Raw genomic sequence first — 14,683 nt, forward strand, 5'->3', positions numbered from 1 at the left:
TATTATAGAAAAGTCTAGGTTACTAAGGAAAGATCACAATGAAAAAAGTTCTTATAATGACGCCGGACATAGAGGGGCCTGTCCGTAACGGCGGCATTGGTACTGCTTTCACTGCCCTTGCCACTACTTTGGCAAAAAAGGGTTATGATGTCGATGTATTGTATACATGTGGTGACTATTCGGAGTCTTCTGCATCAACTTTTAGCGATTGGTCACGTATTTATAGCACCTTTGGTATTAATCTGCTAAGTACCGGTCTGGTAAAAGAGATTAATATTGATGCGCCTTATTTTAGAAGAAAAAGTTACTCAATTTTACTCTGGCTGAAAGAAAATAATGTCTACGACACTATTATTTCTTGTGAGTGGCAGGCAGATCTGTATTACGCTTTATTAAGTAAAAAGAATGGCACTGATTTTGAAAATACAAAATTCATTGTCAATACTCATAGCTCAACATTATGGGCTGATGAAGGTAATTACCAGCTTCCATATGATCAGAATCATCTTGAACTCTATTATATGGAGAAAATGGTTGTTGAGATGGCTGATGAAGTCGTTAGTCCTTCTCAGTATTTAATTGACTGGATGTTGAGTAAACACTGGAATGTTCCTGAAGAACGCCACGTCATTTTAAATTGCGAGCCATTTCAAGGGTTTGAGACGAGAAGTGATGTTGCAGTTAAAACAAATGAAACACCCGCTTCAGGCGTTGAGCTTGTATTTTTCGGCCGACTTGAAACCCGTAAAGGGCTCGATATCTTCCTGCGCGCATTAAGAAAGCTCTCTGACGAAGACAAAGAGACGATCTCTGGCGTGACCTTCCTCGGGAAGAATGTCACGCTGGGTAAAATTGATTCCTTTACCTATATCATGAACCAGACCAAAAATCTGGGTCTGGCAGTCAATATCATCAGCGATTACGATCGTACTAATGCTAATGAATATATAAAAAGAAAAAATGTATTAGTCATCATCCCATCGCTCGTTGAAAACTCTCCGTATACAGTTTATGAGTGCCTGGTTAATAACGTTAACTTCCTCGCCTCAAACGTCGGAGGAATTCCAGAACTGATTCCGCAAGAGCATCATGCTGAGGTTCTGTTTACCCCAACGCCGGTTGATTTGTACGGTAAAATCCACTATCGCTTAAAGAATATAAATATCAAGCCTGGGCTGGTTGAGTCACAGGAAAATATCCAGGCAGCGTGGTTTGCCGCTATTGAGCGAAAAGATAACAGCGTCTTCAAAAAAATAGATGAATTGAATCGCCCGTTAGTTAGCGTGTGTATCACTCATTTCGATCGCCACCATTTGCTCCAGCAGGCACTTGCCTCAATTAAAACGCAGACGTATCAAAATATTGAAGTCATTTTAGTTGATGATGGAAGTACAAAAGAAGAATCTCATCGTTATTTGAACCTTATCGAGAACGATTTTAACGCTCGAGGCTGGAAAATCATCCGTAGTTCTAATAACTACCTGGGCGCAGCGCGAAATTTGGCTGCGCGACACGCCTCCGGTGAATATCTGATGTTTATGGACGATGATAATGTCGCTAAACCTTTTGAGGTTGAGACATTTGTCACGGCAGCATTAAACTCCGGGGCCGATGTGTTAACCACCCCAAGCGATCTTATTTTTGGTGAAGAGTTCCCTTCTCCGTTCCGTAAAATGACGCACTGCTGGCTGCCGTTAGGCCCGGATTTAAATATCGCCAGCTTTAGCAACTGCTTTGGCGATGCTAATGCCCTTATTCGCAAAGAAGCTTTCGACAATATCGGTGGCTTTACTGAAGATTATGGTTTAGGCCATGAAGATTGGGAGTTTTTTGCGAAAGTCTCCTTACAAGGCTATAAATTGCAGCTCGTTCCTGAACCGCTGTTTTGGTACAGAGTAGCAAACTCCGGAATGTTGTTAAGCGGAAATAAGAGCAAAAATAACTATCGTAGTTTCCGTCCATTTATGGATGAAAATGTGAAATATAATTATGCGATGGGGTTGATTCCTGCTTACCTCGAAAAAATTCATGAACTGGAGAGCGAGGTGAGCCGACTGCGTAGCATCAATGGCGGCCACTCTGTCAGCAATGAACTGCAGCTTTTAAATCATAAGATTGATGGTCTTATTTCCCAGCAAAGAGATGGCTGGGCCCATGACCGCTTTAATGCCCTTTATGAAGCCATTCACGTTCAGGGCGCCAACAGAGGCAGAAGTCTGGTTCGTCGGGTGGGCAGAAAAGTTAAATCCCTGTTGAAATAGCAGCGTCCGCGGAGCTCGAAAGGGCTCCGCAAAAAAGAGTTTTAATGAAGTTTAATTGTTCGACGCACTCAGCTCACCCCGCAGGCGTTGAACAGCGCGCTTGCCGCGCTGGCCCCGAAGGGGTGAGCCGCTGTGCGGCGAATAATCGAACGGAGTTCGATGAAGAGTCCGGCCGCAGAAAAGCAAAAACCCAGCCATAGGCTGGGTTCTCTGAATAGTGGTGCCCGGACTCGGACTAACGCCGCAGGCGTTGAACAGCGCGCTTGCCGCGCTGGCCCCGAAGGGGTGAGCCGCTGTGCGGCGAATAATCGAACGGAGTTCGATGGAGAGTCCGGCCGCAGAAAAGCAAAAACCCAGCCATAGGCTGGGTTCTCTGAATAAGTGGTGCCCGGACTCGGAATCGAACCAAGGACACGGGGATTTTCAATCCCCGTGTTTTTGGAAAGCAGTGAAGTGAGCAATCGTTCTCATCTGAATAATGTTATTCAGGTGACGAAATGCATTCAAAAACGAAAGTTGTACCCGTAGTTTCTACCAAAGGTGGCGAGGGGAAATCAACCCAGGCCGCTAATCTCGGTGGTTTTCTCGCCGATGCAGGCATAAAAACCCTTATTATTGACGGCGACCATGCTCAGCCTACCGCCAGCAGTATCTACCCGTTAGCATATGAAGCACCCTGCGGCCTATACGAACTGCTCATGCAGACCGTAGACCTATCAAAAGCTGAAAATATTATTTCCCGCACCACGATCGATAACCTTGATGTCATCGTCTCCAATGACCCTCGAAACCTTTTACCTACCTATATGCTCAATGTTCCTGACGGACGCGTGCGTCTTCGTAATGCACTGTCAAATCAGGTTTTCAGTCAGTATGACGTCATTTTGATTGATTCACAGGGTTCACGTTCAGTGATGTCCGAACTGATTATTCTGGCCGCTACCGGCGAAATGATTGGGATGGTTAAACCTGTTCTGCCGGATGTTCGTGAATTTATGCGTGGAACTGTAGCTCTGATGGAAGAACTGATCCCGTATATGGCTTTTGGTATCAGTCTCCCACGCATACATATGCTGGTTAATTGTATGGATTATACGCTGCTCGCGAAAACCACAGTTGAACAGGCCGAAAACATCATAGTAAGCGGCGATTACAGTCAGCATGCAGATAAGATCGTCATCGATATGCTCCAGACCCGCATTTATGACCTGGACGTTTATAAGCAGGGGCATGCAGCAGGTCAGCCAGTGCACCGCCTTGAGAAGAAAACCAGCCGTAAAAGCGATTCCGCATTTGATTCTATGCATGGCCTCGCCTGCGAACTGTTCCCTGAATGGGTAAGCCTTTTCGATACGCTGGCAAAGGGAGGTGAGCGTGTCTGACGATCGCAGAAATATACCGGGGATTTATTCCCCTGATGCTGAACAGTCTGTCATCGGGGGTCTTATGCTGGATAACGACCGCTGGGATGAAGTGGCACTCCGTCTGAGTGCTGATGATTTTTTCCAGAAAGTCCATAAAGTTATCTATCAGGAAATGACCCGTCTGGTTGCGGCAGGAAAGCCGCTTGACCTGATTACGCTCTCGGAGAGTATCGAAAGTCGCGGTAAAGATGCCCTTGAACAACTAGGTGGTTTTGCCTACCTGGCTGAGCTCAGTAAAAACACCCCGAGTGCGGCAAATATCGTTGCGTACTGTGACATTGTGGCCAGAACCAGCCGGGCAAGGCAACTGGCCTCCATTGGCGCTGAAATCACCGAATCAGTCAGGACACCTGGCACCGATATTGACAGGGTGATGGAGACCGCCGAGCAGAAAATTACCCGTCTGGCAGAGCGCGCTGAACCAGAGCAGGGCGTCACGCTGCTTGAAGGGATGGAAAGGCTGCTGCCAGAACTGGAGCGGCGATGCAATGTGCCTGACGGTATTACCGGTACGCCAACAGGTTTTGAAGAACTTGATGCCATGACCAGTGGTCTCCAGGCGGGTGACCTGGTACTTATTGCGGCTCGTCCCTCGATGGGGAAAACAGCGCTTCTCATTAGCCTGCTACTGAACTCATTGATGAAAAAATCCGGCTCAAAGGGGCAGCTTTACAGTATGGAGCAACCCACCGAACAGATCCTGATGCGTATGCTCGCGTCGCTTGGCAGTATTGACCTCACGCATCTTAAAAGCGGGCTGATGGATGATGAGGACTGGGCTCGTGCAACAGACGCGTCGGCATTGCTGATGGGTGATCTCAACGACAGTCTCATCATTGATGATACCGGCTCACTGACGCCGGCGATGCTGCGTATCCGCGCCCGGCGCAATGCCCGCCGCTACGGTCACCCGTCGATTATCGGGCTCGATTACCTGCAACTGATGCGGTGCCCGGATCAGGAAAACCGCACGCAGGAAATTGCGGAAATCTCCAGGTCACTAAAAGCGCTGGCCAAAGAGATGATGTGTCCGGTGGTGGCACTGTCACAGCTGAACCGCCAGCTTGAAAGCCGCGCGGATAAGCGCCCCAACAACGGTGATTTACGTGATTCCGGTGCCCTGGAGCAGGACGCTGACGTCATCGTCTTTATTTATCGCGATGAGGTCTATCACGAAAACACCGAGGATAAAGGGATTGCTGAAATCATTATCAGTAAACAGCGCCAGGGACCCACGGGGACGATCCGCCTGCAGTATGAAGGTCGTTTTACCCGTTTTTCTGACGTCGCGGGCCGACCGGGGAGGAGCGCATGAGCAACGTCCGTAATCTTAATCTTGGCGCGGCCATGCTGCAGCGCGGCAAAACCCCGGCTCAGGGTGATGCGGTTCCCGCCGCAGTCCCCCTGCCAGTCAGCGAGATGGCAATGGTCCTCACTCTTGACCAACTGCGCCCTAATCCGGACAACCCCCGCAAGAGCCGTAACCCACATTTCGATGAAATCAAGGCTTCCATCAGGGCCTGTGGGTTGGTCCAGGTACCGAAAGTGACACGCGATCCGGACGGCGAAGACGTTTACATTTTCAGCGACGGGGGTAACACCCGGTATCAGATCCTCTGCGAACTGTGGCAGGAGACTGGTGATGAGCGTTTCTATCGCGTTCACACTATTTTTAAACCCTGGCCAGGACGGTTGAAATGTCTGGTCGGGCACCTGGCAGAAAACGAAGTCAGAGGAGACCTGAGTTACATAGATAAAGCGTTTGGTGTACACAGTGCCAGAGCCATTCAGGAAGAGCTGATGGGACGTCCAGTGACTCTGCGAGAACTATCCGATCTTTTAAACCTTGAAGGCTATCCTATTGACTATTCAACCATCAGTAGGATGGAGGATACCATAAAATATCTCTGGCCCTGCATCCCGAACTTGCTCAACAGTGGTCTGGCACGTCTGCAGGTGCTGTCACTGCTGCGCATTCGTTCCCAGGCAGGAAAGGTCTGGTCGCAGTTCGCACATGAGTCCTCCCCGCAGTGTTCGTTCGATCAGGTCTTTGAGGCGAGTTGCCAGGGGTTTGACGATCCTGACAGTTATGCATATGAGACATTCCGTGATGAGTTTATCGGTCAGCTGGTTAAGGCGCTGCCACATCCCAGCCTGAACTATGACCGCTGGATGATTGAACTGGACCCCCGCGAGCAGAAACGCCGTGAGCAGTTTGGTGAGCCGCCTCCGCTGCCCGTACTGACGCCACCACAGGAAAAAGCGGCAGGTCGTGAACCCCCGGAGCCGCAGGTGACTGTCCTGCCTCCGGATACTGCATCTGAAACGCCGGTCACGGGACTGCGCAGCGGCACGCTGACCACACCCGGACGCCCTGAGCCGGCACCGGAACTGCCCGCAGATGCTGAATTGCCTGTGAACGCACTGATGACCGCCGGCAGTGAACCACGTCGTGAAGTACAGAATGATCTGTTTGGCGGACGGCCGGTCATTTCTGGCGAAACGGCTGACCCTGACAGCATTTCTCTCCCTGATTTCAGCCCGGACACACTGATGTCAGCATTTGGCGAGGAGAATGCGTCCCCGGCTGCGTCCGTCAGTTCGGTCGCCTTTGCCGCAACCGGACTTGAGCCCGTCAGTGATATCTGGCACATCCCGGCCCTCCAGGATGATATTGAGCACCTGCAGGATATGGCTTACCGGCTTGTCTTCGAGATTGCTGAGGCGATGGGCTGCGCGGACAATGTGCGGGAGGATAAAAACCCTCAGTCAGCAGGCTTTGCCGTCTCCGAAACCGGCAGCGAATTTGTCCTCTTCCTGGCGGGCCTGTCCGGCTCGCTCCCCAACAGGCAGTTCAATATGTTTATGTTCTGCCTGAATTTCTTCGGTTCTCAGTCACCGGCTGACATGGCCGTATTCGACGATATCACGGTCGTGAAAACAATGCGCCTTATCCGCGTTATCCGCCGTCTGCGTGAACTGCAGCGACTCGCTGCGAAAGGAGGGGAAAATGTCTGATGATCTGAATGATGAAATGGCCCAGGCCAGTACAGCTCTGTTCATCCAGCACGGCATCGATGCCATCCGGGCAAAGGTAAACTCTGCAACACCGTCAAAAGCGTTCTGCGAATGCTGCGGTGCGGCTATTCCGGTTGCCCGTCAGCTTGCGGTTCCGGGCGTGGAGCTCTGTGCCGGTTGCCAGGAGGTAAAAGAGATGAAAAACCGTCACCGGGCCGACGGTGGCAGGGGGATGCGCCATGTCGGATAACGCAAAAATCACTGCCCGTATCCGGCGCCTGATGGCGCTGGGCACCCGCAACAGCAACCCGCATGAAGCCGCGCGTGCGGTGGCGCTGGCACAGCGGCTGATGCAGCGCCACGGGCTGACGCCGGACATGCTTTCCCTCAGTGATGTCAGTGAGTCAGTCTGTTTCAGCCTGACCAGTGATGCAGAAAAGGTGCCGGCCTGGCTGAGCTCGCTGGCAACCGTGGTCTGTATGGCCACGGGCTGCCGTTGCTGGTTTGGCTGGCATGTTCATGTCAGTCCACAGGGCGTGAGCAGCGTGCGCCGTTCACTGCACTTTTATGGATTCAGCGAACGACCGGAGGTGGCGCTCTACATCTATACCGTTCTCCAGCGGCAGTTGCGTGCCGCCACAGACGCACATATGTCCGGGTATCGCACGCGCCGCATTCTTCTGCGCACGCGCCGTCGCCGGGCAGACCAGTTCCGCGAGGGCTGGGTATCCGGCGTCTGGCAGGTGTTGCAGTCCTTTGCACCCTCGGGGGAAGAGAACGCCGTACTGCAGCGCTGGCTGGTCCGGCGTCATGCAGGCGAGCCGCTGGAAGATATGGCGGTCCGGTCTGCAGGCAAATGCCGGGGTGACAGAACGGCCCGGGTGGCCGGTTTTTTCGCAGGTCGCGATATCGACCTCCATCATGGTCTCAGTGGCGCACAGGCTTCCCGGCAGATAACGGCGGGAGGGCATGCACATGACTGACGTTCTTTTATGGAGTGCCTGCCTGTCGGGCTGGCTTTTTGATGTTCTGCTCATCGCTGACCGGGCGATATCAGGAGGTGGCCTGTGAGCCAGCATAATCTTTCTCAGGCCACCACGGCCATTCTGTCCTCACTGCTGATGGACGTCAAAAACGGCAATATCCGCCGCTGTGAGTCACTGGGTATGTCGGTCGAGGAAATCCGTGCGCTGAGTCATCTGAGCCTTGATGAACTGCATTACCTCAGCCAGTCACATGTTTCCGTTCTCGATGTCACCCTGAACCATGAAAACTTCTGGCTGATGCTGAATCAGGCCCGCAATGAGCAGAAGCGCTTCATGATGATTGACCGCGCACTGGAGCTCGGCGGTTCGATGGAGCTGATTGACCGGTATTTTGGTCTGTCTCCTTCGGAGGTGAGCGCCCGCCGCCGTCTGATGGGCATTGAATCCCGGCAGGGCCGAACCCAGGCCCTGACAGAGCCACAGGACGCCGCGCTCTGGGCCGAGTGGAAAGCGGCAGGGTTGTCATCACCGGACTCCCATCAGGCGCTGGAGGCGATGATGCTGGCGGCCGAGCAACTGGGGCTTTCACTGACGGCCGTATGGAGCCGGGTCTGCCAGTGGTGTCGGGAGGCGAATGCCGCAGGCCGCCGGGCTGAAATACCTGTGCGTAAGGAGGCGTGATGGAAATGGGTGATTTCTCCCCCCGGCAGCAGGTGTCACCGGCAGTACGCCGCCGCGCGCAGCAGCTGTTCCGCGCTGCCTGCGGTGGACAGAAGGTGTTCCGCCGGCTGACCATGAACGGCTACCTCAAGATAGACGTGGGGCCGTTCTGGCGCATTCTCAGTAAGGATGGCTGCCGGCAGTGGTGGCTGATGGACCATGAGACCTACAACCGTGAAATACGGCGGTAACGGACTGCCGCTGATGACCAGACAGTGCCGGGTTTATCCCGGCACTGTGCTGTCTCAGGCTGAAGAGGAGAGCATAAAATGACCATTCCCGCCGACAGCATCGTGGCGCACACGCTCGCCAGAATGCAGCAGAATCTTGAGCGGCGCACCGATACCGGCGATGTCAGCCAGGAGCGCAGCGGGCTGCTGTTCATGGGCAACGTGCACGATGCGTTCCCGCGCAGGCTGTTTCTGGATACACGCCTTTCACCGCTGGATAAAACCGCCTGGGTAATGATAAGGCTTTATGCCCAGCAGAACGAAGGGGCCATCTTCCCGACCTACGATGAGCTGCAGGTTCAGCTTGCCTCCGCGCATTCAGAGAAGGCATCGAGGGATACGGTCAGCCGCGTCCTGCTGATGCTGCGCCTGACCGGCTGGCTCAGCCTGTGTAAGCGGGTACGCGATGACCGCGGGCGTGTGCGGGGCAACATTTACGCGCAGCATGACGAGCCGCTGGGTTACCGTGACGCCGAAACCTTCGATCCGGGCTGGCTTAAGCTGGTTGAAGAGAGTTGCCTTAGCCGTAATAAAGCTGTCCGCATGACCGCGCTGGCCGTGGTGAATGACATACTTCAGGACCCCGGAATGCGTCACCGTCACAGTCGCCTGGCCCTTATCGAAAGTCGCCTGAGCGCGCCGTCCACACCCAGGCAGATGGTCAGTCATCGCCGGGCAGTGAACCGGAGTCCGGAATCCGGACTCAGTCAAAAAAGCACCAAAAACATCCCGGAATCACTGAGTCCGGAAAACGGACTCAGTACCCCGTCAGTGGATAAAACACAGAGTCCGGAATCAGGACTCAGTCTGAAATCAACGAGTTACACCGGAGTCCGGAATCCGGACTGTAACGTACGTTCTTTCACACAGAGTGTGAATAAAAAAACGTACGTACCGGGCGGGGAACATTTTCTGCCTGACGATTTTGTGAACGGACTGAACAGCGATGACCGGCAGATGCTGACCACACAGATGGCCTCACTGCCTGAGGCGGTGGCAAAGACGCTGGCTGACATGCTGCGTGAGCAACTGCGGCTTGGCAGGCTGAATAACCCGGTGGGCTGGCTGTTCACGATGCTGCGGCGTGCCCGCAGCGGTGAGCTGAACCTGCCGGAAGCAGCAGCACCTGCCCCTGCCGGCTCCGGCAGCAACAATCCACCGACAACCGGTACGCGTGCTGTACCGGCGGCGATCATCCCCGTGCAGCCTGCCAGACGGCCTTCCCGCGATGAGGTCAGGGCGATGATCGAGAGCATACGACAGAATGTTGGCAGATAAATCACTGGTTAAAATTTGAGCTTGTTGCCACTGGCAACAAGTATGTTTTTTGAGCGATTCATGACAGGCATGCTAAAAGTGGTCCTTAGCTTTGATTAAAAAGTGACCTTGTTGCCAGTGGCAACAAGATTAAAAAACGTACAAAGGATAATTTCCTGTCGCTGATTATGAGTTTCACATTGTTGGTCATGCGTGTGATTCAGGACTATGCGAGCTCTTCTTAACTGAATACAGGTGACGACAACGATGGCAGATAAACAGGTAACAAAGACAGGCTCGCTTCAGTCAGAAATGACAATTGCGCTCCATACCAATTATGCAATTGGTTTGTGGCTGGGTCGCAAACGGGAGAAACAGGAAGACAATACTCCTGTTAAACACGGCATCATCGGGATGCCTCAGTTCTTCGTGCGTGCAACACTGATTAACCAGGACTCCCTGAATAATAATCCGTGGGCAGATGAAGCCATGTACCGTCTGGAGGAAAAGCTGAGATCTGCAACAGAGACGATGACCGGGCTTATTAAGCAACTGGATGAAGAGATGAGTATGCTTCCAGCAGGTATTACGCTGACAGAAGTTACTTCGGTCGAACCACTCGATATTCATGTGTTTACGCGTACTCCTCTGGGATACCGGTGTGTGTTTCTGCTGGTCGGGTTTGACCAGTTTGCCAAGAAGGTTCTTCAGGCGTCACATTACGGGCTGATTACCCGTAATGGCCGGGATAATTATCTCAGTGAAGGTGGGCGACTTTTGCGTCAGATTTACGGGACGGTTCTTTCTTACCGCAGGGTGGATGCGACACGCCTGGATGCAGCAGAGAATAATGAAGTCTGGCAGAAGGCCTGTCAGGAAGCGGGTGAGCCCGATCGTGCCGTGCTGCTCGGAGAAAAACGTTCCGCATTTTCCCCTCCAGTTAATGAAGCGAGCGTGAACCTGCTGCGCCTGCGTTATCAGACAGTCTGAGTAGCCGGAGGCTGGTCATGCGGCTATTTATCTGTGAAAAACCCTCGCAGGGGCGCGATCTGGCCGGGGTTCTCGGTGCCACCCGGCGCGGTGACGGCTTTCTGACCGGCAGCGGAGTCACCGTCACCTGGGCAGTGGGGCACCTGCTGGAAACCGCACCGCCCGAGGCGTACGGTCAGCAATACGGTAAACCGTGGTCACTTTCGGCACTGCCGATCCTGCCTGCCCCCTGGCGGGTTGTGGTCAAAAAAGAGACGCAGGATCAGTTCAAAGTCATCGAGCGGCTGCTGCGACAGGTTGACGATGTGGTTATTGCCACTGATGCAGATCGGGAGGGGGAGGTCATTGCGCGTGAGCTGCTGGAATACTGCCGCTGGGAAGGTCCGGTGCAGCGGCTCTGGCTGTCTGCGCTGGATGAACTCAGTATCCGCGCGGCGCTTCAGGACCTGCGTCCCGGTCAGGCCACGCTCGGGATGTATCACGCCGGACTGGGGCGTGCCCGGGCCGACTGGCTGATAGGTATGAACCTCTCCCGTCTTTATACCCTGCGCGCAGCGGAGTCCGGTTTTGATGGCGTGGTCTCCGTGGGGCGTGTTCAGACGCCAACGCTGGCGCTGGTTGTCCGACGGGACCGGGAAATCGCAGCATTTGTGCCGAAACCGTTCTGGCAGGTTAAAGCGCTTATTTCCGCCGGTGACCTCACCTTTCCGGCGCAGTGGGTGCCGGCGAAGGTGTATACCGACGAGGAAAAGCGCTGTGTTCACCAGAACATCGCGCAGCAGGTGGCACAGCTCTGCCGGCAGACAGGTCACGCCGTGGTGACCGAATGTGACACTAAGCGTGAAAAAGCCGCCGCGCCACTGGCGTTTTCCCTCGGGTCCCTGCAGCAGGCCTGTGGCAGGCTGTGGGATATGTCCCCGCAGCAGGTGCTTGATACTGCCCAGAGCCTGTATGAAAAGCACAAGGCCACGACCTACCCCCGTACCGACTGCGGTTACCTGCCGGAATCGATGCGGGAGGAGATTTCCGGTGTGCTTGATGCCATCGGCCGTACCGACCCGGAATGTGCGCCGGTGCTGGCTCGCCTCGACAGAACATTTGTCTCGCGCATCTGGAACGACAAAAAAATTACGGCACACCACGGCATTATCCCCACCCGCAATGCGTTTCAGCTGTCCGCGCTGACGGAGACCGAGCGTAACGTCTATATGCTCATCCGCCGTAACTATCTGGCCCAGTTCCTCCCCCTGCATGAGTCCGATTTCACACGGCTGCAGTTCGACACTGGCGGGCAGCTGTTCCGTGCCACCGGGCGAACGGAGGTGATAAAGGGCTGGAAGGTTCTGTTTGAGAACGCTGGTGATAATGAAGTTGATGACGGCGATGAAGCAGACATTGCCCTGCCGCCGCTGGCGCAGAATGACCGCTGCGCGGTGACGGGGGCTGAGGTGGTGCAACTGATGACCCGTCCGCCGGCGCACTATACCTTTGCCACGCTGATTGGCGCCATGATGAACGCGGCAGCATTTGTCACCGACGTCGCGCTGCGCAAGGTGCTGAAAGACAACGCGGGACTGGGCACCGAAGCCACCCGCGCCGGTATTGTTGAGCAACTGCTGAACCGTCACTTTATCGTGCGTAAAGGCAGTAAAATCATGGCGACCGAACTGGGTGCCGATGTGATTGATGCCCTGCCGCCGCAACTGACCGAACCGGGCATGACGGCGCTGTGGGAACAGGCGCTGGATGAGGTCGCCGCCGGGCGTATGTCACTCGACGACTTCCTGCAGCGGCAGACTGGCTGGACGCGTAACCTGGTCAGTCAGGGCACACAGCAGCAGGTGCGTATCCGGGTTCCGCCCACGCCCGCCTGCCCGCTCTGCGGGGGAAAAACCCGTCTGCGCAGGGGAGAGAAAGGGGAATTCTGGAGCTGCCAGCGCTGGCCGGAATGCAAAGGTGTCATCAACATCGGGGGCACCAGAAAGAAACGACCGCGCAGGGCTAAGTCTCCTGAATCAAAGAAGAATTAATCCTCTGTATCCGATTGCGGGGCGTTGTGGGCTCTGCTATTGTGACCCCGGCTCTGAAGCCGCACCCCGTGACTGCGGGTTTCGTCAGCATCTAATGCATGTGCTGCCGGAATACAGTCTGGCCGGCCCCGTCCACACCTGAACGGGAGACGGTAAGGCACAAAAACTCCGTGAAACCTGTGCCGGGCCCTTTCAGCCAGCGGAGCCACTGCGATAAGCAGGTTTACCTCAGGTCGATGGTGCAGACCTCAGAAGGCGGTGTCGCACGGCACCGCTTTTTTTATTTTTGTGTGCTGATGATTTTTTGCACGCTGCGGCGTTGACATCCGTGGCGTCTGAATGAATGATAAAGAGGCTAATCGTTGTCGTTCCGACAACTGCCAATGCCTGGGTGATTTGAGACAGGCGCCTTCGGGTAATCACATGCCAATGCCACATTAACCTGAGAGTGGCGCCTTCGGGTGGTTCAAACCTGTTTAACCTTTGCAAACAGGGACCTGATAACCAGGTTAAGGTCCATTTCACCATTACAGCCAGTCGGCAAACCTTGCTGACCTCCCTGCGGGAAACACTTCCCGTACGGGACAGATGTTTCTCCGCAACCCGTTCAGTTTTACTCCGGAGAAACCATCATGACTGCAACTACCACTACCCCTGCTTCAACCGGCTCTGCTTCTGCCTCCCAGAAAAAAGAGTTTTTCAACCTCAACGTCAATGGTATCGGGTATCTCAGCTCGATACGCCGTGTACAGGGTGGTAATGGTGAATTCACCTGCGCCGTTATCAATGCCCTCACCGGTCCGACAGACAATGCATCTTATACCCGTTTCGATGTCACCATCGCGGGTGCGGAGACCACCAAACTCATCAACCGCTGTCAGAAAGCCGTTGATGAAGAAGAAAAAGTGCTGATTGGCTTTGTGCTGAGCGGGCTGAAAGCCGATGTGTTTACCCTGCAGACGGGTGATCACGCCGGTGAAAGTCGCCCTTCCCTGAAAGCCCGCCTGATTAAGGTGGAGTTTATCAAGAAAGGTCAGGACGTCGTTTATCAGGCACCCAATGCTTCCCAGACGCCGGAATCCGGTTCATCGGCTCAGAAAGAGTACGATCCGAATTCGTTCTAAGCGTCACGGACACACCACCGGAACACACCCCGGTGGGTGTGCTCCTCTCAACACCATTCTTAAGAGGAAATCATTATGTCCGCACGCGGCGTCAACAAAGTCATCCTGGTCGGTCATCTCGGTCAGGACCCTGAAGTTCGTTACATGCCTGACAGTACGGCCGTGACCACGCTTTCTGTGGCCACGTCGGAAACCTGGCGTGATAAACAGACCGGTGAAAACCGTGAAAATACCGAATGGCATCGTGTCGTGCTGTTTGGCAAGCTGGCCGAAGTGGCCGGTGAATACCTGAGAAAGGGTTCACAGGTGTATATCGAAGGTCAGTTGCGCACCCGCAAGTGGACCGATACCAATGGTATTGAACGCTGGACGACAGAAGTCCGTGTGGGCGTTAACGGAACGATGCAGATGCTGGGCGGTGGCCGTAATAACAGCACCAACACCAGTGGAAATAATGCGCAGTCAGGTCAGCAGGGCGGCTGGGGCCAGCCTCAGCAACCGCAGCAGACACCGTCAGCGCCACAAAATCCGCAAAATGAACCTCCGATGGATTTTGACGATGATATACCGTTCTGAAAATTTCATAACGGATTCATATAATTATATACCCTCATGCGCCAGTTCAGTCTGGCGCTTTCTTTTT

The 14,683-nt window shown here is 54.1% G+C and carries 13 protein-coding genes; all 13 read left to right on the top strand.

From position 1 onward, the window contains the following. Nucleotides 1-38: 38 nt before the first annotated feature. On the top strand, nucleotides 39-2,261 hold the full coding sequence (locus BJF97_RS02020; protein ID WP_049069774.1) for a glycosyltransferase: 2,223 nt from the start codon (nucleotides 39-41) through the stop codon (nucleotides 2,259-2,261). Nucleotides 2,262-2,758: 497 nt separating this feature from the next. After that, nucleotides 2,759-3,643: a ParA family protein gene (locus BJF97_RS02025; RefSeq protein WP_013095145.1), complete on the top strand. Its 885-nt coding sequence runs from the start codon at nucleotides 2,759-2,761 to the stop codon at nucleotides 3,641-3,643. Beyond that, entirely contained in the window at nucleotides 3,636-5,000 is a 1,365-nt protein-coding gene (gene dnaB-PI / locus BJF97_RS02030; RefSeq protein ID WP_044158999.1) for an SPI-7-type island replicative DNA helicase, read from the top strand. The genes BJF97_RS02025 and dnaB-PI overlap by 8 nt, the downstream gene beginning before the upstream one ends. Further along, on the top strand, nucleotides 4,997-6,703 hold the full coding sequence (locus BJF97_RS02035) for a ParB family protein (protein WP_007372572.1): 1,707 nt from the start codon (nucleotides 4,997-4,999) through the stop codon (nucleotides 6,701-6,703). The genes dnaB-PI and BJF97_RS02035 overlap by 4 nt, the downstream gene beginning before the upstream one ends. Continuing rightward, nucleotides 6,696-6,953, top strand: coding sequence for a TraR/DksA C4-type zinc finger protein (locus tag BJF97_RS02040; RefSeq protein ID WP_007372573.1), 258 nt, complete (start codon nucleotides 6,696-6,698; stop codon nucleotides 6,951-6,953). The genes BJF97_RS02035 and BJF97_RS02040 overlap by 8 nt, the downstream gene beginning before the upstream one ends. Beyond that, a complete protein-coding gene (locus BJF97_RS02045; protein WP_013095147.1) occupies nucleotides 6,943-7,686 on the top strand; it encodes a DUF2786 domain-containing protein in 744 nt (247 codons plus the stop codon). The genes BJF97_RS02040 and BJF97_RS02045 overlap by 11 nt, the downstream gene beginning before the upstream one ends. An 84-nt stretch (nucleotides 7,687-7,770) precedes the next feature. Further along, entirely contained in the window at nucleotides 7,771-8,370 is a 600-nt protein-coding gene (locus BJF97_RS02050; protein WP_007372575.1) for a DUF2857 domain-containing protein, read from the top strand. Further along, entirely contained in the window at nucleotides 8,370-8,600 is a 231-nt protein-coding gene (locus BJF97_RS02055) for a ParE family toxin-like protein (protein ID WP_013095148.1), read from the top strand. The genes BJF97_RS02050 and BJF97_RS02055 overlap by 1 nt, the downstream gene beginning before the upstream one ends. Nucleotides 8,601-8,678: 78 nt before the next feature. Continuing rightward, nucleotides 8,679-9,917 (top strand): STY4528 family pathogenicity island replication protein, encoded by a 1,239-nt coding sequence (locus tag BJF97_RS02060; RefSeq protein ID WP_013095150.1) that lies wholly within the window; start codon nucleotides 8,679-8,681, stop codon nucleotides 9,915-9,917. A gap of 246 nt (nucleotides 9,918-10,163) precedes the next feature. After that, nucleotides 10,164-10,886 (top strand): PFL_4669 family integrating conjugative element protein, encoded by a 723-nt coding sequence (locus BJF97_RS02065; protein WP_013095151.1) that lies wholly within the window; start codon nucleotides 10,164-10,166, stop codon nucleotides 10,884-10,886. Between the two features lie 17 nt (nucleotides 10,887-10,903). Then, nucleotides 10,904-12,916 carry a DNA topoisomerase III gene (locus BJF97_RS02070; RefSeq protein ID WP_044159002.1) on the top strand — a complete coding sequence of 671 codons (2,013 nt, stop codon included), beginning with the start codon at nucleotides 10,904-10,906 and terminating at the stop codon, nucleotides 12,914-12,916. A gap of 632 nt (nucleotides 12,917-13,548) precedes the next feature. Next, a complete protein-coding gene (locus BJF97_RS02075) occupies nucleotides 13,549-14,040 on the top strand; it encodes an STY4534 family ICE replication protein (RefSeq protein ID WP_007372582.1) in 492 nt (163 codons plus the stop codon). A 75-nt stretch (nucleotides 14,041-14,115) separates the two neighbouring features. Next, on the top strand, nucleotides 14,116-14,616 hold the full coding sequence (locus tag BJF97_RS02080) for a single-stranded DNA-binding protein (RefSeq protein WP_007372583.1): 501 nt from the start codon (nucleotides 14,116-14,118) through the stop codon (nucleotides 14,614-14,616). The last annotated feature ends 67 nt before the right edge of the window (nucleotides 14,617-14,683 follow it).

Source organism: Klebsiella sp. LTGPAF-6F (assembly GCF_001753185.1).
Classification (GTDB): Bacteria; Pseudomonadota; Gammaproteobacteria; order Enterobacterales; family Enterobacteriaceae; genus Klebsiella; species Klebsiella michiganensis.

What these genes read in the sequence shown, in the direction of transcription:
- BJF97_RS02025 (WP_013095145.1), top strand. Translation starts at nt 2,759, where the DNA reads ATGCATTCAAAAACGAAAGTTGTACCCGTAGTTTCTACCAAAGGTGGC.
- BJF97_RS02070 (WP_044159002.1), top strand. Translation starts at nt 10,904, where the DNA reads ATGCGGCTATTTATCTGTGAAAAACCCTCGCAGGGGCGCGATCTGGCC.
- BJF97_RS02040 (WP_007372573.1), top strand. Translation starts at nt 6,696, where the DNA reads ATGTCTGATGATCTGAATGATGAAATGGCCCAGGCCAGTACAGCTCTG.
- BJF97_RS02020 (WP_049069774.1), top strand. Translation starts at nt 39, where the DNA reads ATGAAAAAAGTTCTTATAATGACGCCGGACATAGAGGGGCCTGTCCGT.
- BJF97_RS02035 (WP_007372572.1), top strand. Translation starts at nt 4,997, where the DNA reads ATGAGCAACGTCCGTAATCTTAATCTTGGCGCGGCCATGCTGCAGCGC.
- BJF97_RS02075 (WP_007372582.1), top strand. Translation starts at nt 13,549, where the DNA reads ATGACTGCAACTACCACTACCCCTGCTTCAACCGGCTCTGCTTCTGCC.
- BJF97_RS02080 (WP_007372583.1), top strand. Translation starts at nt 14,116, where the DNA reads ATGTCCGCACGCGGCGTCAACAAAGTCATCCTGGTCGGTCATCTCGGT.
- BJF97_RS02065 (WP_013095151.1), top strand. Translation starts at nt 10,164, where the DNA reads ATGGCAGATAAACAGGTAACAAAGACAGGCTCGCTTCAGTCAGAAATG.
- BJF97_RS02045 (WP_013095147.1), top strand. Translation starts at nt 6,943, where the DNA reads ATGTCGGATAACGCAAAAATCACTGCCCGTATCCGGCGCCTGATGGCG.
- BJF97_RS02055 (WP_013095148.1), top strand. Translation starts at nt 8,370, where the DNA reads ATGGAAATGGGTGATTTCTCCCCCCGGCAGCAGGTGTCACCGGCAGTA.
- BJF97_RS02060 (WP_013095150.1), top strand. Translation starts at nt 8,679, where the DNA reads ATGACCATTCCCGCCGACAGCATCGTGGCGCACACGCTCGCCAGAATG.